This is a genomic window from Paenibacillus sp. NPDC056722 (assembly GCF_042790635.1).
Taxonomy (GTDB): Bacteria; Bacillota; Bacilli; order Paenibacillales; family Paenibacillaceae; genus Paenibacillus_AQ; species Paenibacillus_AQ agri.
Map to the genome: position 1 here is coordinate 880,699 of NZ_JBHTYV010000002.1, position 21,449 is coordinate 902,147.

The 21,449-nt window shown below is 48.7% G+C and carries 12 protein-coding genes and 1 CRISPR repeat array; of the genes, 3 read left to right on the forward strand and 9 right to left on the reverse strand.

The features are described from left to right. Nucleotide 1: 1 nt before the first annotated feature. Both ACFRAM_RS08340 and ACFRAM_RS08345 read right to left on the reverse strand, forming a co-directional pair. Nucleotides 2–6,832, reverse strand: a complete 6,831-nt coding sequence (locus ACFRAM_RS08340) for an S-layer homology domain-containing protein (protein ID WP_379465485.1) — start codon at nt 6,830–6,832, stop codon at nt 2–4. A 350-nt stretch (nt 6,833–7,182) separates the two neighbouring features. Beyond that, a complete protein-coding gene (locus ACFRAM_RS08345) occupies nt 7,183–7,647 on the reverse strand; it encodes a SprT family protein (protein ID WP_379465542.1) in 465 nt (154 codons plus the stop codon). A 119-nt stretch (nt 7,648–7,766) separates the two neighbouring features. On the opposite strand from ACFRAM_RS08345, the gene ACFRAM_RS08350 reads away from it, so the two are divergent. After that, nucleotides 7,767–8,129: a hydrolase/acyltransferase gene (locus ACFRAM_RS08350; protein ID WP_066367416.1), complete on the forward strand. Its 363-nt coding sequence runs from the start codon at nt 7,767–7,769 to the stop codon at nt 8,127–8,129. Between the two features lie 105 nt (nt 8,130–8,234). After that, entirely contained in the window at nt 8,235–8,366 is a 132-nt protein-coding gene (cmpA, locus tag ACFRAM_RS08355; protein WP_139084739.1) for a cortex morphogenetic protein CmpA, read from the forward strand. Nucleotides 8,367–8,514: 148 nt separating this feature from the next. Here cmpA and ACFRAM_RS08360 read toward each other — a convergent pair whose 3' ends face one another. Continuing rightward, the gene (locus ACFRAM_RS08360) at nt 8,515–10,716 is read right to left on the reverse strand and encodes a discoidin domain-containing protein (protein ID WP_379465486.1); all 2,202 of its coding nucleotides are present in this window, start codon (nt 10,714–10,716) and stop codon (nt 8,515–8,517) included. Nucleotides 10,717–11,267: 551 nt separating this feature from the next. Further along, nucleotides 11,268–11,759, reverse strand: a complete 492-nt coding sequence (locus ACFRAM_RS08365) for a DinB family protein (RefSeq protein ID WP_379465487.1) — start codon at nt 11,757–11,759, stop codon at nt 11,268–11,270. 159 nt (nt 11,760–11,918) lie between these two features. On the opposite strand from ACFRAM_RS08365, the gene ACFRAM_RS08370 reads away from it, so the two are divergent. Next, entirely contained in the window at nt 11,919–12,494 is a 576-nt protein-coding gene (locus ACFRAM_RS08370; RefSeq protein ID WP_379465488.1) for a CGNR zinc finger domain-containing protein, read from the forward strand. A 398-nt stretch (nt 12,495–12,892) separates the two neighbouring features. After that, nucleotides 12,893–14,309: a CRISPR direct-repeat array (repeat unit 32 nt; unit sequence ATTTCAATCCACGCTCCCGCGTAGGGAGCGAC). 368 nt (nt 14,310–14,677) lie between these two features. Here ACFRAM_RS08370 and ACFRAM_RS08375 read toward each other — a convergent pair. From ACFRAM_RS08375 to ACFRAM_RS08395, 5 genes are all read right to left on the reverse strand, one after another. Then, on the reverse strand, nt 14,678–15,502 hold the full coding sequence (locus ACFRAM_RS08375; protein ID WP_379465489.1) for a carbohydrate ABC transporter permease: 825 nt from the start codon (nt 15,500–15,502) through the stop codon (nt 14,678–14,680). Continuing rightward, nucleotides 15,499–16,392, reverse strand: coding sequence for a carbohydrate ABC transporter permease (locus ACFRAM_RS08380; protein WP_379465490.1), 894 nt, complete (start codon nt 16,390–16,392; stop codon nt 15,499–15,501). Before ACFRAM_RS08380 ends, ACFRAM_RS08375 begins: the two co-directional genes overlap by 4 nt. A 113-nt stretch (nt 16,393–16,505) precedes the next feature. After that, the gene (locus tag ACFRAM_RS08385; protein ID WP_379465491.1) at nt 16,506–17,792 is read right to left on the reverse strand and encodes an ABC transporter substrate-binding protein; all 1,287 of its coding nucleotides are present in this window, start codon (nt 17,790–17,792) and stop codon (nt 16,506–16,508) included. Between the two features lie 233 nt (nt 17,793–18,025). Continuing rightward, complete coding sequence (locus ACFRAM_RS08390; RefSeq protein WP_379465492.1) at nt 18,026–19,822, reverse strand: cache domain-containing sensor histidine kinase; 1,797 nt, start codon at nt 19,820–19,822, stop codon at nt 18,026–18,028. Continuing rightward, complete coding sequence (locus ACFRAM_RS08395; protein WP_379465493.1) at nt 19,819–21,405, reverse strand: response regulator; 1,587 nt, start codon at nt 21,403–21,405, stop codon at nt 19,819–19,821. Before ACFRAM_RS08395 ends, ACFRAM_RS08390 begins: the two co-directional genes overlap by 4 nt. Nucleotides 21,406–21,449 lie beyond the last annotated feature (44 nt).

Here is a 21,449-nt window from a genome sequence, read left to right on the forward strand (position 1 = left end):
CTCAGTTATTCAGCAGTCCAGCCGCTCCCAGCACACGTGTCAGGATAACCGCTGCTTCAGCACGGCTCGTATTTCTGCCAGGTGCAAAGCTGTCTGCGGTTTGCCCCTTCATAATGCCGGTAGCAGTGAGAAGATCTACCGCTTCTGTAGCCCAGGAGGAGATACTATCTGCATCCTTAAAGGAAGCAGCACCCTTGCCTGTACCCTCAGCTACATTCAGCAGCTTAAGGGCTCTTGCGGCCATCACAGCCATTTGCTCCCGCGTAATGGAAGCATTCGGACGGAAGCTGCCGTCCTCATAGCCTTGAACAATTCCAAGCTGCGCCGCAATGTTAGCAGACTCTGCGTACCAGGCTGCAGCCGGCACGTCGCTGAACGAGGCTCCTGCTGCTTTACCCGGCTGGAGATCCAGCGAGCGAACCAGCATAGCCGCGAACTCAGCACGACTAACAGACCCGTTTGGCACAAATTGTCCAGCAGACTGTCCGTTGACGATCAGTCTACTAGCCAAGCGCTCAATCTCAGCCTTTGCCCAGTGTCCTGTCACATCCGTGAAGGTAACCGGGTGCAGGGCAATTGCGATAATTCCGTTCGCACTGCTGCTCTTCACGGTAACCTTCGTGACTCCATTCTCTACAGTGAATACCGCCGGTACATAACTGAAGTTACCTTTCACAGGATCGTAGAGCAAGGCTACGGCTGTCTGTGGATTAAGCACCTCTTTGACGATGAGCGTGCGGTCCACATGAGTTGTACCGAATCCAGACACCGGCACAGAAGTTTTGCCATCCGATACACTAAGACCAAAGTTTGCCGGAGTGCCCTTCACGGTAAAGCCTTGTTGCTTCGCTTTGGCGAGTAATTGTTCAAGTGTGGTACCGCTTTGCGGCTCCAGCTTGAACTCCAGTGTGCCGTCCGGATGTCCGGCACCCTTCAGCACATCTGCCACCAGGCTGAGCGGGAGGCGATATTCCAAGCCGCTGTTCTGCATCACAAGCACGGCATTAGGACTTGCCGTCGCTGCATTACGCAGGGCTTCTGCGCTGAAGCGGGCTGTGCCGTCAGCATTGGCTGGAATCTCGATCACTGCCAGCCCTGCAGCCGTCTTGGCTTTGAGCTGCGCATCATTATTGGCAGCAGTTGGAGTCACAACCGGAACCGATGGGTTGCTTGAACCCGGGTTCGTTCCTGGGTTGGTGCCAGGAGTGGTACCCCCATCCGGATCAATATAGCTGTTATCCATACCATCATCGCCATCAGAAGAACCGTCATCCGGTTTGCCTCCAACAGGCTTAACAATAACTGAATACTCTCTTTGCACATTTCCTGCTGCCACGGTGAAGAGAGCTGTTCCTTCACTAAGAGCTTTCAGCTTATGACCGTCAAAGGAAGCCACTTTATTGTCTGCTTTGACGAAGGTTAGAGTTGCTGAATCTGTCAGATCACTTCCGTCTTTGCCTTTGACCGTAAGTTCGGCGGAATCACCGACAGTCAGTACCACAGGTCCGTTCTGTCCATCTGCAAGTGAAATTGCGAACGGCTTGATCGCAGTGGCTACGCCCTGATTCAGCTCATTGATGATAAAGCCAGAGGTCGGATTCGATACCAATGTCATCCGCTCCCCGCGGATAATCACATTGTCTGCCAGGAGTGAACCTTGCAGATCCGGCGTCACATCAATGCCGTTCGTTCCAGCACCGTCAATGACATGATTGATAATGCTGACACCGTTCATTTTCATGCTACCGTGAACGATTAACCCGGAATACGTGCTGTCCAGTGCAATATTGTTCTCAATCTTAATATCCCCTTTAATATCACTCTCCCCGGCATATAGCCACAAGGCTCCCAGGTTCACGCCGTAACCAGAATCATAACTGCCGGTACGGATCATGGTGTTGCGCTCTACAACAGTTGTGCCTTCAAAAGGCTCTGCCGAGAAACGAGTGGATACCGCAATACCGGCACCGTTAGTAACGGTGTCCTTAACGACGTTATCCTGAATTTTGTTATCCTTGCCGCCGAACACTACAATGTTGTCCGCCAGCCAAGGCAGTGTTACCGTATTGAAGCGTGCGGTGTTGTTCACGCTTGGTGTCCGCTCTGCCCCGTTCACATCCTTGAGCTTCTCATCTGTGAACGACCACATCGCGATACCGTCATCGCCTGGATAGCGAATGTCGGTCTGCTCCATCATGCTGTTTCCGGTGCCAACAGCGAAGTTGATACCGTCTGCCATCAGATTGCGGATGCGCAGGCCAACCATGTGCAGGCCGTTTGTGCGTGCTTTTTCACCGGATACCTGTGTCAGCCACAGCCCAGCCTTCGTATGCTCAATCCATACATTCTGGATGACCGAGCCTTGCCCGAAAGCACCATGGAATGCATTGGTTATGGCTTCATCATCCCGCTCATTGATGCCGCCCTCGATCAACAGATCATAGACGCCGATCTTGCCGCCATGACCCACGAATTTAGCACCATTCAGCGTTGTATACCACATGCCGGCACCGCGGATTTGTATGGAATCCAAATCCAACAGTCCATCGCCGACCTCAAATTCGCCGGCCGGGAACCAGACGCCCACGCCTTTGCTCTTGGCTGCTGCAAGTGCTGCCTTGAACGCAGCGGTGTCGTCCTTGCCGTCATTTGGCACAGCTCCATACTCCGTTACCGACAGGAATCCGGCCGGCTGACGGAGAGCCGGGGCTACCTGCTCCATATCCGCAAGGTCGATGATATAAGAAGATGCGCGATCGTCCTTGTCTTTTTTCAGCGTAATCTTCGCTCCAGCCGGAAGGTCTCCCGTCAGTGCATGAATCTCGTCAAAGAAGCGGTGTGCGCTGCCTTGAGCGGGATCGTTAGACCACGGATAGCTTCCGTACTCCCAAGCATACTTGGAAGTCAGCTTCAACTGCTGTTTGAAAGTACCGTTCACATACATGGACAAGGTCTCTTCGGCTCCCTTGCCGTCTGGACTGTCCGGAATAGAGTAGCGCAGCACAATAGAATTAGCTGGCTTCGCTAATGTGAACTCAACATAATCACCGGTGTTATTCAGACTTACCGCCTCACGTCCGGAGGCTTCCGAAGCAACATTACGGTACTTACGGGAAGGCCCGATAAGCGTACCGTTCGTCACACCATCTTCCGCTTCGTAAGTAATGTATGGCAGCGTTGCTCCGCGATAGGTTTTGTTCACACTGTTATGAACAGTTAGACTGTCCACTTCAATACCGCCCCAGGATGTGCTGTCACTACTTAGAGCAACGGTATTAATGCCCGCGCGCAGCTTCATCTTCACCTGCACCTTCCGCCATGTGGAAGAAGCATTGAAGGACGGAGAACCTTGCTTAATCCCATTCACATCCAGCTGCGTGGCAACTGCATTGTCACTATTGTTCTTGTAGCGAAGTGTAGCAATATATTCGCCTGCTGTAGCCGCATTAACAGCAAAACGAATCACTTGATCGCCATGGAAGGCATCTTTGCCCGAGTACACAACATCAGAAGATACGGGAGTAAAGCTCCATTGCGCCGCATCATCTTTTGCCGCCCCAAGAATGACTTCACTCGAACTATGCGCAAGCACTTTGCCATTTTTGGAATTAACCAGCAAGTTATAGCCCAGCTTCTCCTCAAGGGTCCATTGGGCGGACACTGAAGCAACATTAGCCGTTAATATAATCTGATCATTGTCATCGATGGAAAGGTACTTCTTCGACGCTTGATTCAAGACCAGCTTCCGCCCGTTGAAATCCTGTACTAGCCATTTCGAGTGTGCTGCTGAATCTGCAGGTTCTGCGTATACGACTGCCCCGTCTTTTTCTGCGAGTACCTTGCCATTCACTCCCTTAGGAGCAATTGTAATCGTGTTGGTATCGCTTAGAATCGGTGTAGCCGTATCTTGATTACGCGGTTCGCCCGCAGGGGTGTTGAACTCAGCTGTTGCTGTTTCCAGTGCCCAATGTACAGATTCGGAGGATTCCAGCAAAAGTCCGCGTTCTGCGTAGCCCGTTCGATTCTCCACATTAACGAACTCATCGTCATGCTCTCCGAACAAACTCCGGATGGTATAGTTAACCCCATCGGAAGAGAGCTTCACAGCCCAACCGGAGGCTCCACCGGAGGCTGGTTCCACACCCGTGCTCTCCAGGAACGAATATTCTTCGCTCAGAGTCAAATAGTGTCCGGTTGCCCGGTTCACAATGTACTGCTTGCCATCTTTGGCTGAGATGATCCAGTGTGAATAACCGTTATCCGCTGCCGGCTGCCCATACAGTACTACGCCGTGTTCATTCTCATAGAGATAATCCCCGCTACCCGCATTCTTAAAGCGAACCGGATAAGACGGAACTGGCGGTTCAGGGATGATTACCGGTTCAGCAGTGAATTGCGAGTTATCCCGTGTCGCTGCATCTGCGGCTTTGCTGATTTTGATTACCGCATGCCCATCCTGATCAGACGCACCGTAAAGGTAATGACCTGCCCAAGCACTCTTGATAGTGGCTGCTCCGGAGGACTTGATATCGACCACCCACTTAATGCTGGCCCATACGTCATAAACCGTCTTTAACGTCTGAACCGCCTCGGCCGGTTCATCTTGCTCAATAACACCGCCTAAATGCTCGAGGGAAAGATAGCGGCCAGTGCCTCTGTTCTTGATTTTTACCGCACCATTGGCGCCAGGAATTTCTTGCAGCTGCCAGATAAATGAATCATCGCCAGATACAAGCGTACCGTAGGTAGCCTGACCAACCGTCATATCGTCTGCAAGTGCCGTAGCCGATTTCGCGGAAGGTGATGGCTCTGGAGCATCCTTCACATCATTCTCAGGGGTAACTGCATTGTCGCTTTCCGGATCATAAGTGGTCTCTGTAACAGTCGCTTTCACCGCTGCCAGATCCAGTGCGGGTTCAGGCAATGGCCCGTCTTGCAAATACTGATCTTCTCCGTTCACATTGTTCAGTTTGAAGCGGAACACATCATGCTTCTTCTCTGTCACAGGAACAAAACGCCATTGCGGGCTGCCCCAAGTCGGGTTAATGACACCATATTCGGCATATTTGGTCAGGTTCTGAAGCGAAATATATTTGGTTGGACGCTCATTTGGATGCTTGTCAGCAACATTGGAGACAACGTAGATGTTATCGCCTGTATTTTTCCCAGTCCATATAAAACCAGGATCAACATTGGCTTTATCGGCCAAAGCAGAGACCCGGATATGTCCTTCCGGCATGCTTGCAATATTGATGTAATGGCCGGTCTTGCGGTTCTTGAACAGCTTGCGACCATTGTATTTCTCCACCAGCCATTGATCGGACTGATCCTCCTGCATATTGCCGTATTTCAGCAGCCCGTCGCTGCTCTCATACCAGTAGAAGGATTTCCAGCCGTTCTGGATGCGGATATAATGCTCCGACCCATCAATCGGCGCCGCCGGATCCAGCAGCTGCCACTGGGCTTGCAAGGAAGCCGGATCTGAGGAAGAGCCAGCGTTGCCTCCATTCTCTATTGCTAAGAACACATTGGTATTGCTCACATTCCCAATCGTCTGATAATCATCCACATCATCGGATTCCTTGAAAATCCATTGGTCAGACAGCCCGCTCTCCGCGATCTGTACAGCCCTAACCGTACCGTCACCATACATCAGATAGTGATTCGTTGCGGCATTACGAATTCGCTTGTTACCGTTAAAATCCTCAACATACCACAAATAATCCGCTCCACCGCTCGCCGCGTCCGGAGCAATGGTTCCATGCTTAAGCTGGCCGTCAGCTGCTTCATACAAGAAGTCAGTTGCAGCCTGAGCGTCTGTGTACGTTGCCAGTCGGATCGGCTGCAGCTCAGAGACAGGAACTATTCTCCACTGGGCGCTATGTGTCGCCGCGCTTCCCGGCCAGTTGTTAGAACGAACGTCATTGTCGCCGGGGAACTGCGAGTTCAGCCATTGCGGAGCGCCGTTATCAGTCATCCCGAAGTTGCGGAGGGTTATGTAGCCTGCTCCATCTCCTGAAGGTGCATCCTCCTGTACCCATTGGCTTAATTTCACATTGTCCGGGTCAATGTCCGCCGAAAATACGCCCAACCAAAACTCTACATTTTGTTTGATATAGTGTCCGGTTGCACGGTTACGAAGCATTAGTATACCGCCTTCACTCCCCGGCTCCAGATACCACTGCGCTGTTTCATCCTTGGCATCTTTCTCACCGTGCAGCACCTTACCGTCACTCTCATACATGACATGGCCTGGATGTTCCCGGCTTTCCAGCCGGACAGGTGCAGAGTTCAGATCGACAAAAGCCCACTGCGGACTCTCGAATGTAACATTGATATCTGCACTAACCTGAGCATAGCCAAGCTGATTCTCCTGGTGGATGACCAGTTTGGCATCCGGTGCGGTCGCACTGCGAATGACCATATAACCGGCACGGTTCGAAGTATCGATCAGCCATTTGTCTGCTGTCGTTCCTCCGCCGGAGATGTTACCTGTCTTGAGCGAATCCTCCTTCCCGGCGTTACCTGCAAGTGTAATATAGTGACCGGTCTTCACATTCTTGATCTGTGAGAGACCGTTCTCCGTCACGACCAGCCAATGCGATGATGTATCTGCCGGATTGGTCATTCCGTAACGAACGATGCCGTTTGCGGTCTCGTACAAAAAATTGTTCTTCCATTTGTTCTTGATCAGTACCGGACCTGCTGGAATTTGTGATGCCCCGGTCCCTCCGGTCCCGGTGGAACCACCATCGGCCGCGTAAGCAGGGAAGCTGGAGAGAATCAGCAGCATTGCCAGCAGACCTGCCATAGCGGACCTGAATCGCTTCATATCGTGTACCCCCTCTAACAAAAATGGACTTCCTCTCCATCTTAGGTTGGTAACGCTTACAAAACGATGTGCGATTTTATCCATAAAAAGGTGTATTTGTACGCATCTCCCGGACCTGCCCCACCTGTCCTTAAAAACAGAAGGTACCTCCTAAAATATTGTTCACCCGTTAGACAAAAACCGTCTGGCGTTATATAACCACGACAGACGGTACGGTTCTAAAGAAAATTATCCCTGACATTGTTGAGGATGTCCTGAAGTTGTAGAATGGCCTGCGCCCGCGCAACAGCCCCAAGCTTGTAGTACAAATTGCTAATATAATCGCGGGATGCATCTGATAACATCCATTGTTACTCCAGAGCGAACAGCTTAAGCTTACCCGCACATTTTCCACAGCGGTAACGCTTGGGATCTGCCTTTCGTTTACGCGGATATTCCGTGGCACAGGCGGTGCAGACCAGCTTGTATCGATAAGGAAGCGGCTTGCGGGCCTTCGTGCCCGGCAAGGTCTGACAAAAGCGACTGCCACCCACTTGCTTTAAGAGCGCTTTGAAATCCGCGTCACGGTGCATGTATCCCCTTTTGGCCAGATGCAGATGGTAGTGGCACAGTTCATGCTTGATAATTCGCTCCGTCTCTTCGCGCCCGAAGGTCTCCAGCTGACGGGGATTAATCTCTATATTATGGCTTTTGATAAAATATCGTCCGCCCGTAGATGATAACCTACTATTAAAAGAAGCTTTGTGCCGGAACGGTAGTCCAAAACTTTCCCGCGACACCTGCTCGATCCACTGCTGCAGCTCTTCATTGCTCATACTTTCCATAGTGTTCTCTCCCAAGTCCTTTCCACGGGGATTAATATCTCTACTTGAATTGTAACTTGTGCATAGGCTAAACTGTCAAGAAGGAAGACAAGTACGGAGGGAGAATGATTATGCCGAAAATGCGGTATGTAATTTTGCAGCAACATCAAGAGCTTCAATTCGTGGAAATGCCAGAGGAATATGCATATCAGCTCAGTGCGCTGAATTTGCGTCTCAACAAGGAGATCGACAAGCTGACTGCCGACAATGTGCCGGACCTGCCGAAGGCGATTGCGGAATGCGATTCCCTGGAACTGCTGCGCGAGGATTACTCGCTGCAATCCGGGCTTGATTATATCAATGTACTGGAAAGCGCTTTTGCTTCGGTTCAGGAGAAGAAAGATTACCCGCTGATCTCCCTGCTGACCGAGATTCGGGCGCTGCAAGCGCAATTGGAGCAGTGGTACGAAGAGGAAGAAGAAGGCGTACATTAAGGGGATTCTTTTGTAAAAAAACGACATCATTTGGCTTATAACGGTCACCTTTGGGCCCTTTCCCCCATATGCTAACCTACGAAGCATGCCAGGGGAGGGATTACCGTGCCGCAGTGGCTCTGTCATCAGATGATGAAAGCTTTTTACAAAAAAGACCGCCGTCAGATCAAACTGCTGAACGAATGCTGGTTCTTTTACCGCAACGCCGATGAATTTCCGGGTGAAGCCCGTTACTAGCTATTGTTCTACTATTCAATGAAGCCTGTAGGTGCTGATATCACCAAAAAAGCGGTCGCCCGATATCCTTACGGATTATCGGGGGCCGCTTTTTTGCATGCAGACAGATTAACCTTGCTGTATTAGCTGACGAGTGATATCAAATGTATTAATGATAGAGATTCAACTCCCTGATCGACCACCAGTTCGAAGCCGTACCCGTCTGTACCACCTTAATGTAGCGTGCCGTCTGGGCCGCCGCGAAGTTCACGGTAATCACCGGACCGCTACCGGTACCGCTGGCAACGGAACTGCCCCAGCTTGCGCCGTCAGCCGACACGTACACTTCATAGCCGCGGGCATAGTCGTCGTTACTGCCTGTAGAATCCATGACTAACTTACTGAAGATCCTAGGCGACTTCATGTCCACGGTCAGGAACTGGCCTGGTACCATCGCCGTACCGGCACTCCAGCGTGTAGCCATGCTGTCATCCAGCAGGTTGGCAGCAATGTCTCCGCTGGAAGGTTCAGAGCTCGCCGTCCAGCCGGTCCGGTCCAGCGCCGCGCCGGTTTCTCCGCCACTGCCGCTGCCTGAGAATTCCGATACGGTCTGCCGCATCGCTTCTGCTGGGGAGTTGGCATAGACTGTACCCCCAGTGTTATTCACCACATGGGTAATTTCACTTCCAGGTACACCAGCCAGCCAAATGGAAGTGGCGTGGTGGATTTTTACACCCTGTACATCAGGAACTTCAATGCTGCTGTTCAGCTTCACTGCCGCATCCCTGAAGAAAGAATACACCCCAAGACCCCAAGCTTCGTGATTGGTCACCGAGTCTGCTACCTTGTACGAAGCGAATCCGTTGATTGCGCCGCCAGAGCTCATCCACTCGGATTGGCTAGGAACATCATAAGGAATCTCGGATTGATAGAAATAAGTACGGCCATTATTGCCATTCCACAGTGTCTGATATTCATTGTGATGCTCGTTAAACAAGCCATACAGTGTGACATCATTACCGTTCACAATGAGTCCATTCTTCGAAACATTCGTGTTCCAATCAGCACCCGCCCCGTGGTCTGCACGCCAGATCCAGAAGTGGTCGCCAATGACATGGTTGCTATTAATCTTCATGCTGACATCGTTGCTGCCGACCGTTGCCCCACCCGTACGGATGGTGATGTCATGCAGCGAGGTCGGGTTGGCGGCATGGTTCGCCGTGCTGCCCCCAGGCCCAATCTCCATGAGCATCGGCGAATTCACCGGACCAGCATCAATGGTGAGCCCTGCGATTTTCACACCGTCTACATCAGCAACCGAAATCGCTGCTTTTCCCGTATCCGGTACCAGCGTAGGAATACCAATACCCAGAACCACCGTGTTCGCATTGGCAATATGAATCGTGTCGTTCAAGTGATAGATCCCAGGGGTAAAGATCAGATGCTTACCTTGAGTCAAAGCCTCATTAATGCTAGCTGCTGTCGAAGTCTCGGGACGTGCGATGTAGAATTGATCAATGGAGATGGATTGACCCGGTGTAGAACCGTTCAGCCAGCTAGCTCCCTGGGTATTGGTCTGTAGAGCAGGCACGAAAACCTGGTACTGTCCGGCCCCGTTAATATAGAGATAAGGCTTCTCGCGGATGACCGGTGTCTTCTCCACAACTGTATAAGGCGGTTCCGGGAATTCACCAACAGGCGGATTGTTAGTCCCGACAAAAACCATGTTCCATACACCGTTAGTCCAGTTGGACCACTGACTATTCCGGGAGAACCACTGCTGCTGCGATGCGGGAACAACCTGGCTATCCACTACTGAATCTGCGAGGAACCCGCCACTTGCCCAACCGGCATTCCAGCTACTATCAAAATCAAACAGACTGAGCTGTCCCTTCACGTGCAGCCGTCTAAGCGGTGCAGCCTGGGAGACAGCAATCTTCGTCTCACCGCTCGAAGGAGCAATTGTCAAATTCTCAATCGTACGCCAAAAATTCAGCGTCGCATTGCCGTTATGCCAAGCCGCATCCACATTAAGTCCCCCATTGATGCTCACATCACCGGGATTCTGCCCGAGCCCCGCCACATGCGTATAGAAACCTACTTGGAAATTAACATTATATGAACCTGGTTTGAAAAGAAAAGCGTCTCTTTCGCTGCCAAATTGATTACTTTCCTGACGGCTGAATACGGAGGAAGTAATGCCTTGAATATCGGAGGTCGACATGGTTGGGTCAAACACGTAGACATTCGGACCAAAGATCGTATTATTCGCCTCACTGATCGGTGCCGCCGCTGTAACGCCGGGATTAACTGTACATAGACCTGCGACAATAGCCACCATGGAAATCGCGGATATCATTCGTTTTAACATTATTGTCCCTCCCTTGATTGGACAGCATGGATCTCCCCTTGAACGCTCTCACTCATCTTGGGTGAATGTACAAGCCTATCCTCTCCTACTTGCGTTGTGTTCCTCTTTGTATGATGGACAATGTTGAATGAATTTGATTACGTTTTGTTTGGCTGTATTCCGTTTTTTGTAAGCGTTTTCTCTTTTCTCTAGCGACTCCTTTCCTTCGTGATGGGTCTGTACCCGAACAAATTTGATTCGATATAAGGGAAGTTATACCAAAGTTGTGATTTTAATGTATTATATTTCTTGCTCGATTGTACTGTAGCAAAGTTGAGATAAAGCGTGGTATTTTTTAGAATGGTGTAAAAAAGGTGTACCCTATGTTCTATCATACAAAGAGGAGCTACTACTGAACTACTCGAAATCTCCGCGAAGCCATATTCCTCCAAAAGAAAAAGACGTACCAAACTGAGGTCAGTTCGTACGCCTTTTGTGGTTCGTTGTAATTTCACCTGTATAATTTAGAAGGCTTATTCCAAATACAAAATTGCTTTCTAATTCTACAATGATTAAAAACTGCGCTGTGCGGGCCAAGAACCCTGAAGCTTACGAAGCAACACAATCTGCCCGGTATGATACGCATCATGCAGAATGAGGCTCATCACCTCTTCGCCGGGAGCATGCCCCGAGCCGCCCCAATCATAAGCACCCTCTTCCAGCGCTTCAATCACTTCGCGTAGCTGGGCATGTACGCTTTTCAACTGCTCCACAGCCTTCTGCCAAGCCTCTTCCCCCGACTCCGTAACCGTGAAGGTATCATCGTTGCTCTCCAGCTCAGGCTGTTTCGGCAGCCCTTTCAGCTTGCGCAGCAAGCGATCCTTATAATACGTCAAATGGTTGACCGTCTCCCAGATCGAATTCCCCGCTGCACCTTGCGGTTTCCAGCTCGCTTGCGTGCTGTTGACCCCATCCAGCGCATCGCTGAGCGGCGGAGACCAGTCTTCCACATCCATGGCATAATCCCAATTTTGCAGCAAAACATCACTGATTTTATTCTGCATGTTCTACCTCCAAATCGTAATATGTAACGACTTAAATCATAAAATAAAAGTTACTGAAAAACTTTAGCATATTCCTATATTCTATTCAAGTAACTAGTAAAAGCGATTTTTAATTGTTACAATATGAACAATGCTATGAACGGAAAAGAGGAATGAATCGTGTTATGGGAGGATCTCATCAATAGCTACTGGCGGGATTGGCGGACCGGAGACCGCAGCAAGGATCGGGACATGCTGGAGGATTCGGAATGGGTCTCAGCATGGGTGCAGCAACATCGTCTAGAGACCGATACTCTGCCAGACCAAGCCGAGACGGAACAATTAAAGCAGCTTCGCTCCCACCTCTGGGCCGCTGTGCAAAATATTGTGCAAGAACAACCACGAGACCCAGCGCTACTGGAGCAGTTGAACTACTACATGGCGCCCGGGCCTGTAACCAGAGAAGTTGCTTGGAGTGCAGAACATCAACGTTATGAGATGAACTTATTGCCACGTTACAACCACTGGGATCAGGTGATGGCGGAGATTGCAGCTTCTTTTGCCACGGCGTTATTCGAAAAAGAAACCTCCCGCTTCCGTATCTGCGAGAACGATGACTGCCTCTGGGTCTACTATGATGATACCCGCAACCGCTCCAAACGATACTGCGACGACAAAGCCTGCGGCAACCTTATGAAAGTGCGCCGCTTTCGTGCGCGGAAGAAGGCGGAGATGGAGGGGCAGGGTTCTGAGTAGGATTCTAAGTAGGGTGTAGTAGGATAATGCTTAAGAGAAAGTGCAAGGTTGGAGAAAGCTAGAACAGCGTCGACTAACTAGGGCTGTTACTAGTATCAAAGGACTATTTGCTTAGCCGGGCAACCGTCACAACATAGCCTACTTTTGAATTTATAAGCGGTCTGTTGGAGTAAAGTAACTATCTTCAGAAATTAACGGGATTTTCTCCAGTTATTTGTACGGATTTATTATCATTCGCAAAAATAAAGGGATTTTCTCCTGTTAAAATTCTGTTGCAGGCTGTTCAAAGGCAAAATTCTCAGAAATAACGGGTTTTTTTTCAGTTATTTCTGAGAATCAGCACTTTTGAGGATATTTAACAGGCGTTTCTTCCTTTATTTTTCTAGTGGTCTCATAGAATTTTGATTCACGCTCCCGCGTAGGGAGCGACATAATCCGGATTCATTTTGTACTTATTTTCAGTATATTTCAATCCACGCTCCCGCGTAGGGAGCGACGAAACACTTTTGGCCCGGTGCCAGACCTTGTTGAACATTTCAATCCACGCTCCCGCGTAGGGAGCGACCACGAAAGCAATTGGCCCGTGAAGTGAGCCGGATTATTTCAATCCACGCTCCCGCGTAGGGAGCGACGACCTCTTGTCACTACATAGGTTCTCGACAAATTCAATTTCAATCCACGCTCCCGCGTAGGGAGCGACGATCGGCGAGGATGTTGCTACGCTTACGGACATTGTTTCAATCCACGCTCCCGCGTAGGGAGCGACAAAGGCCAATTCTTTACACCGTACTCTGTGTGTATTTCAATCCACGCTCCCGCGTAGGGAGCGACGAGGTTATGCCGTAGCTTTTCGAGATAACGCTATGATTTCAATCCACGCTCCCGCGTAGGGAGCGACAATCTAAGCCGAAGGAGATTGAATGAGATATGAATTTCAATCCACGCTCCCGCGTAGGGAGCGACGCCGCTGCCAGAGGGTTGTCAGGTCATCGTCTATTTCAATCCACGCTCCCGCGTAGGGAGCGACCGTTTTATGGGGCCAAATTGATGCGATTTTTTTTGATTTCAATCCACGCTCCCGCGTAGGGAGCGACGCCTAGAAAGCGATTACCAGAGCACTTAAAACGAATTTCAATCCACGCTCCCGCGTAGGGAGCGACTAAATAGCACAGTTGCAAATCCAAAAAGCGCAATATTTCAATCCACACTCCCGCGTAGGGAGCGACCATGTCCTTCACCAGCAAAGCCAATATTTAATGAATTTCAATCCACGCTCCCGCGTAGGGAGCGACGGCTGCCGTTGTTTTGTTAACAAAAAACATTCCTATTTCAATCCACGCTCCCGCGTAGGGAGCGACGTGCCACTGTTCCAGCCTATAATACTTCTGGAAATTTCAATCCACGCTCCCGCGTAGGGAGCGACGATTTCCTCTACATGGTCAGGAGCGTCTTTGCTATTTCAATCCACGCTCCCGCGTAGGGAGCGACGCATTATTGGAAGCAACTCGGAAAGCATTGCGAATTTCAATCCACGCTCCCGCGTAGGGAGCGACGTTCAAAACCTTCAGGGGATGGTTGCTTCATCGATTTCAATCCACGCTCCCGCGTAGGGAGCGACAACGGAGACCGGAGCTATGCATGTGATCCGATAAATTTCAATCCACGCTCCCGCGTAGGGAGCGACGATTAGCATCGCCTTGCGCCCGCCCTGGATGGATTTCAATCCACGCTCCCGCGTAGGGAGCGACTCAATACACCTTTCAATTGCTCTGCATCCTCACTAATTTCAATCCACGCTCCCGCGTAGGGAGCGACAGCGATTTTTAACCATAAAAAGGATAAAAAAACTTTTTACACATCTTTACGCACCTAAATCGCACCTAATCACTTCAATAAACACTCTCATACCAGCATCTCAGTAAGTCATTATACAAATATTGTAAAAATATTGGTGCGAAGGACCCGGGCTTTTCATGGGAGCTATACATTCGCACTCAGATTTTCCCCACTGGATAACAGGAATTATTTCCTTAATACTATTTCTTTTTCCATCTATAGTTTTCCTCTTCCTACCTAAAAAGTAAAATTGCGCTTCCCCAGAACAACGCCCAACGCAAAAACAGCCCCCCACTCTCGTGGGGGGCTGCCTTCATCACATCACTTGCTCCTAACTCGCAAGCTATTTATTTCACCGATCCCGTCATGCCCGCTACGAAATGCTTCTGCATCACGAAGAATACGATGGCTGTTGGCAAGGTGGCGATGACGATTGCCACCATGATCAGGCCGTAGTCCGGCGCATAGCCTGATCCCAGAGTGGAGATCAGCAGCGGAATGGTCTTTTGGTTCGGTGATTGCAAGACAATCAACGGCCACAGGTAGCTGTTCCAGCTCGACATGAAGGTGATAATACCTGCTGCTGCATAGGTTGTTTTCATGGTAGGCATGAAGATTTTGAAGAAGATACCCAGCTCCGTCAGACCATCAATACGTCCGGCCTCCAGCATGTCCTTAGGGAACATCTTGGAGTTCTGGCGGAAGAAGAAGATCAGGAATGCCGTCGTAATGGTCGGGAGCATCACAGACGCCACAGTATCGATACCAATCCCGGGGATGGTATTAGAGATGCCCGCGAACATCTGATACAGTGGAATCATCAGGGCGGCAAATGGAATCATCATCGACAGCAGCAAGATGTTAAATACAACATCCTTCGCTTTACTACGGAACATCTCGAAGCCGTAACCTGCAAGTGAGGCGATGATAATCGACAGGACTGTAGTCAGGACAGAGATTCTAGCCGAGTTCCAGAGCGCTGTCCATAGATCGGTCGTTTCGATCAGCTTCGTTAAGTTCTCGAATAGATAGTTGCCCGGCAGAAGTCTGCCTTTGGTCACATCTACGGATTTATTCGTTGCACTGATTATCATCCACAGGAACGGAAATACCGAAATGAAGGTAGCAATGCTCAGGAACACATAGGTGAATATACGTTTTGGATTTCTCATTTCTTATCACCTGCCACTTTAAATTGAAGGAACGACAGCAGAACAATAAGAATGACGATCACATAGGATACTGTCGCCGCATATCCAAAGTCAGCCGTGTATTTAAACGACAGGTTATAGATATAGTTCGAGATGGACATTGTGGAGTTCCCCGGTCCGCCTTTAGTAATATTCACGATCTCATCGAAAATTTGCAGTGTACCAATCGTGGATGTAACAGAAGTGAACAGGATCACCGGTTTGAGAAGCGGCACTGTAATTTGGGTGAATTGTTTAAAGGCAGAAGCACCGTCAATACGTGCAGCTTCATAAATGGAGCCATCGATATTTTGCAGGGCAGACAAATAGAAAATCATGTTATATCCGGTCCAGCGCCATGTAATGGCGATAATAATCGTAATTTTGGCCCAGAACGGGTCAGTAATCCACTCCACGGGAGCAGAAATAATCGACAGCTTCAACAGCATCGCATTAATCAGGCCATCGGATCCAAACAAATATTTGAACACAACAGAGTAAGCGACGAGAGAAGTTACAGCAGGCAAGAAGATCGCCGTACGGAAGAACCCGCGGAATTTAAGCTTGGAGTCATTCAACAGCACGGAGATGAACATTGCCAACAGAATCATTAATGGCACCTGAACAATTAGATAGATAAAGGTGTTAAATAGCGCTGTTCTGAAGGTCGTATCCGAGAACAAGCGCGTATAGTTAGATAACCCTGTATAAGTGAGGTTGGTGCCTGTTCCTGTTTTAAATGACAAGAAAAGCGCCTGAATCATTGGATAAAAATAGAATGAGCCAATCATAACTACAGAAATCAGGACAAAGCCCCATCCTGTCAAATTATACTTAGCGGTCATGCTTAGCCCACGTTTCTTAGCATTCATCGTAGCAAGGTCTCCTCTCTGGCTGCAAAATAACCCGCCGGACGCTTTGGATCTCACGATGCCGCAGCGCCCAAGGGTTACATAATGCTCATATGCTCAATTACTTACGTGATTTACTTGATTTGCGTCTCTGCCTGAGCCTGAGCATCTTTCATGACTTGATCCAGGTTCTTGCCATTAAGATAGTTGTTCATTTCAACTACCAGAATATCTTCGATGGCATAGGTAGACACACCGTAGTTCACGTTAGGAATTTGCGCTGTCCATTCGGAGAAGTCTTTTACAATTTGCTGACCGCCAAAGAACTCATCGGTTTTCTTGTAAGCTTCACTTTCAGCTGCCGCTTTCAACGTACCAATAGCCCCGATTTTGTTGAGCAGTTCTTCGTACATTCCTACATCAGAACCAAACGTTTCTGCCAGGAAATCTTCCGCTAATTCAGCACCAGGAACATTCATGACATACCACGAGCTTCCGCCCAGGTTGGAGGCATGTGTTGCATTCGGTGTGTTAGGCAATTTTGGCAAAGGAAGTACGGCCCATTTACCAGATTGAGAAACTTCAGCTTTCACGGATGGAGTCAACCAGTTCCCCGAAGGTACAGTGACCACATCGTCATTGTTGATGAAGGAGATGAATTGACTCCAGTCGGCATTGATCTTCACGATCTTGGAATCCAGCATTTCTTTGTACAGAGAGAAGGCTTCTTTCAATGTACTGTTATCGGCCAAATCAGGCGTTTTGCCATCCTCTTTCATATACCAGGAATGTCCGGATTGAATCATGACACGCACGAAGCCCAGATCACTTGGAGAGAAGGTAATCATGTCTTTGCCTGTTTTTTCTTTGACCACTTTACCGATTTCAATGTATCTGTTCCAATCGATGTCTTTCAGATCGTCAATCGTGAATCCAGCTTGCTCGATAATATCTTTACGGACATACAGGCCGGTTACACCGGAGTCAAAAGGAACACCGTATTGCTTACCGTCCACGCTGGTCGGTCCGACTTTGTAGTCTGCGTAATCGGTTGGTTTGATCTTGTTGCTCAAATCATAGAAGGACTCTGGATACGATTGCAGGAAACCTTTGGAACGATAGTCTTCGATCAATACGATGTTGGGAAGACCTTTCGTAGTGCCGGAGTTAAGTCCTGTATTCATTTTCTGAATAATGTCGCCTTGGGCGTATTCAACAATGTTAATTTTGACATCAGGATGTTTCTTATTGTAAGTCTCTTTGGCAATGTTCAATGCTGCGATGTTAAAGGCAGGGTCCCATGCCCAGATTGTAAGTTCTTTCTGACCATCCCCGGATGCAGCTTCTTTATTAGATCCACCGGAAGAGCAACCCACCAGCAATACCATACAGGCTAATACCAAGAGTAGTGCTTTTTTCATTTGTTCCGCCCCTTTGACTGTTTATTGTGTAAGATTCGCTTTAAAGCGATTTCATGAAAATTACTGAAAACGCTTACTAGGCATGAATTAATGATATCACCGGGCAACAATACAACGTTAGAACATCCTTTATATAGATTTGTTCTTTTGTTGCCCGAATGCACATTACACTTAATACCGGCATGTATTATTTTTGGATTATAGTAATTTCATTAGATTTTGTACCGCTTACATCACTCATTTTCCGTCTTTTCGATTAAAGGAAGCGTTATCTTCACTCTGGTCCCTTCACCAACCGTGCTTGTAATGTTCACTTGGAACTCTTCACCATACAGCAGCCGGATCCGATCATTCACATTGGCAACCCCGATACCTGAGAACAGCTTACTGGAATGCTTAGGCACCTTGTTCGGAGCTGAGTTCATGGGCATACCCTCCTCCCCACTCGTCAGTTCCATGCCATCTCCGTTATCAATCACCTCGCAGACGAGCCTTTGCCCCTCTCTGGCAATCAAGACATGGATAACGCCTTCTGTTTTGCGGTTAAAAGCATGGAAAAATGCATTTTCGATGAATGGCTGAATAATCAGCTTGGGAACCTGATACTGCACGCAATCCGGCGCAACAAAGAAATGAACCCGAATCCGTTCCCCGTAACGGATATGATTGATGAACACATAACTTCTCAGATTCACAAGCTCCTGCTCTACGGACACCGTCTCGTACACATTACTGATCGTATTTTGCAAAAGTGAAATTAACGCATGAATGGTCTGTTCAGCCTTATCCTTACTACCCTGCTGCACAAGGAATTTGACCGAAGCCAATGTGTTGTATAGAAAATGGGGATTAATCTGCTGCTGAAGAGCCGCGAGTTCCGCCTTTCGCTGGCCTTTTTGCGTCTCCACCAGCCTGTCCACATAATCATTGATCTCATCCAGCATATAGTTGTATGCCCGCCCCAGCTCCCGAATCTCATAACCCCCGGAGACCTTGACATAGTTATGAAAATTGCGGCGCGTCACTTTAGACATCTGACGGGCCAGCAGCGTAATCGACCGGGTCATTTTCCGCGAGATCAGGAAGACAACAACCAGAGCTATAAGCACAATAAAGAGACAGATAAGTACCACACTGCGTGTGTTTACCATCTGTCCGAGCACCTTTTGCTGGTCAATCATATTCACCAGATAAAAGTCATACGAAGGCAAATATTGCACGAGCATCAGCTTATCACGATCCATGATATGGATCTTCTTGGCTTGTTGTCCTTGCTCCTGAACCAACTTGGCCTGATGCAGCAATTCATCATTCTTCTGTCCCTCAAGGTCAGACAGGTTGCTTGTTACCACCGTTCCGTTGGTATCAAGCACAATGAAGTCGTTGCCTTCACTGGAGAAATTATTATAGAACGGCTTGAAGCTGCTCTCATCAATAGCGATATACAACATGCCGTATTGCTGTTCTGTCGTACGCTCCCGCAGCACTTTTGTAGCGACAATGGCATGTTTTCCCTGCTCATCCTGATAATATTGATACATCATTCTGCCAGGCTGTGCTGCCGCATTGGTCGTTATAGCACTGCTGTTCAGCTCCCGCGCCGTCGGCTTATCATAATTCACTACGCCCGTATAATCCCGGCCATTCTTACCGATGACCGACAGACCCACCGAATAGCTAGTGATCCCGGATTGAATTCGGTTCATTTGCTGGGTCATGTTGTAATAGGAATTCATCACACGGTACAACTCGTCCGATTCTTTCTCTGTCAGATAGCTCTTTAGCGTCACACTCTGCTGGGCTTGATTGGCTGCGAGTACAACCGAGTAGTGAAAGGACTCGAAGTTATTATGAATCTGATCCAGCACTTTAGAGTTCGTAATGCTGAAGGTTTTCAGAAATAGCTGCTGCGTCATACGCAGATTGGTCCATACCACGGATACCGCAATTGCAATGATACATCCCACCATGACCAGAAATATTTTAATAAACAGTCCCTGAAATCGTAATCGTTCAAGTCGCTCCTTCATCCCTGCTCCTTCTCCACTCGTGTATAATATTGTCGTCTGTATTGGCTCGGAGAAATGCCTGTATTCTTCTTAAAGACTTTGCAGAAATAACTATGATCCGCATAGCCCACCATGCTGCCGATCTCGGAGATCGAGTGGTCACTGCCCCGTAATAAATCAGCAGCCTTATCGATGCGAACCCGATTCAAATGCTCCTTGAAGCCCTCGTGATGATGGGCAGCAAAGAAACTGGATAAATACGAAGGATTGAAATGAAATTGCTTAGCCATCTCTGTTAAAGTGATCGGCTCTGTATAATTTTTGTCAATGTAATCAAGCAGCAGCTTCATATTGGGATTGCCATCATGGAAAGAAGACGTAGCTTCATGAATGCTGCGATCGATTTGTGTCCGGAACTGCTCCAGCAGCGTGATGATATCTGTTACATGCCCGGCTTCTTCTATGGCTTTGAAATAGCTATATTTAGCCTCATTCAGCGCGTCTGAGCTCATGTTCATCGTGCCAAGCAATTGAATGACATTGAAGATCAGATTACCAATTAAGGATTTGAATTCAAATACATCCGTATTATACGACTCAGATTGCTGTGCAATGAATTGGTAGAGCACCCCGAAGCCTTCCTCCAGCTGTAATCTACGAATATGCTCCATTAAGGCGTGCAGCGCGGTGTCATTTAAGGATGCTGAGGCTCTGATAACCTTTTCAAAGTGCGGCAGCTCAGAGGGTGCAAGTACCATCGGCACTGGCAGGAAAAAGCGATAGGATAGCAATGGCAAGAAGCTGCGATGAAAGGTGCCTCCCAGTTGATCCAGTGAATGAAAAGGTCCGCTAAGCGCCCAAACGAAGTCTCCACTATCTGTAACCGAAGAAGGGTACAATAGCTTCAGCTTGGACAAAAGAATGTTCTCTGCCTCAGCATTTTGTCCGATATTCACAACATAAGTCCTCAGTTCCGGGTGTCTTGGGATAGAATTCACTGGCAATGGATAGAGGGTCATCTCGGAAATAAGCGCTTGCAAAGATTCCAACAGTTGCTCTCCCTCATCCACCGCAGTGCCCATTATGTAGTACTTCTGATAAGGGAACCATTCTGCCAACATGGTCTGGTCTATTTCCACCTCATAACGATCAATGAGCTTCTCCAGTACCTGGTTCAATGTGATCGTGTAGTCGGCTTGTGGTTTCCTTTGTAGACCGACCGGAAGTCTTTCTACCGTTTTTTCAAGCACACTCAGCAGCATCTTCGTCTCCAAGTGTGGCTTGAGAATATAATCAGACACACCACTTTGGAAGGTGGAACGGACATAATCAAATTCACTGAAGCTGCTAAGCACGATCACTTCAATATCCGGCCAGCTATGCTTTATCAGACGAGTCAACTCTTCGCCGTCCATCACCGGCATGACGACATCGGTAAGCACGATATGTGGAGATAGCTCCGCAATCATTTCCAAAGCTTCTTTGCCATTGGAAGCCTCGCCCACGATACAGAAGCCATGCTGTTCCCAATTCAGTATATGTTTGACGCCTTGTCTAACCAACAGTTCATCATCAACAACCAACACTCTGTATAGCTCACTCATGCTGTTCACCCCTTATTGAAAACCCATGCTCACTAATGACGAAT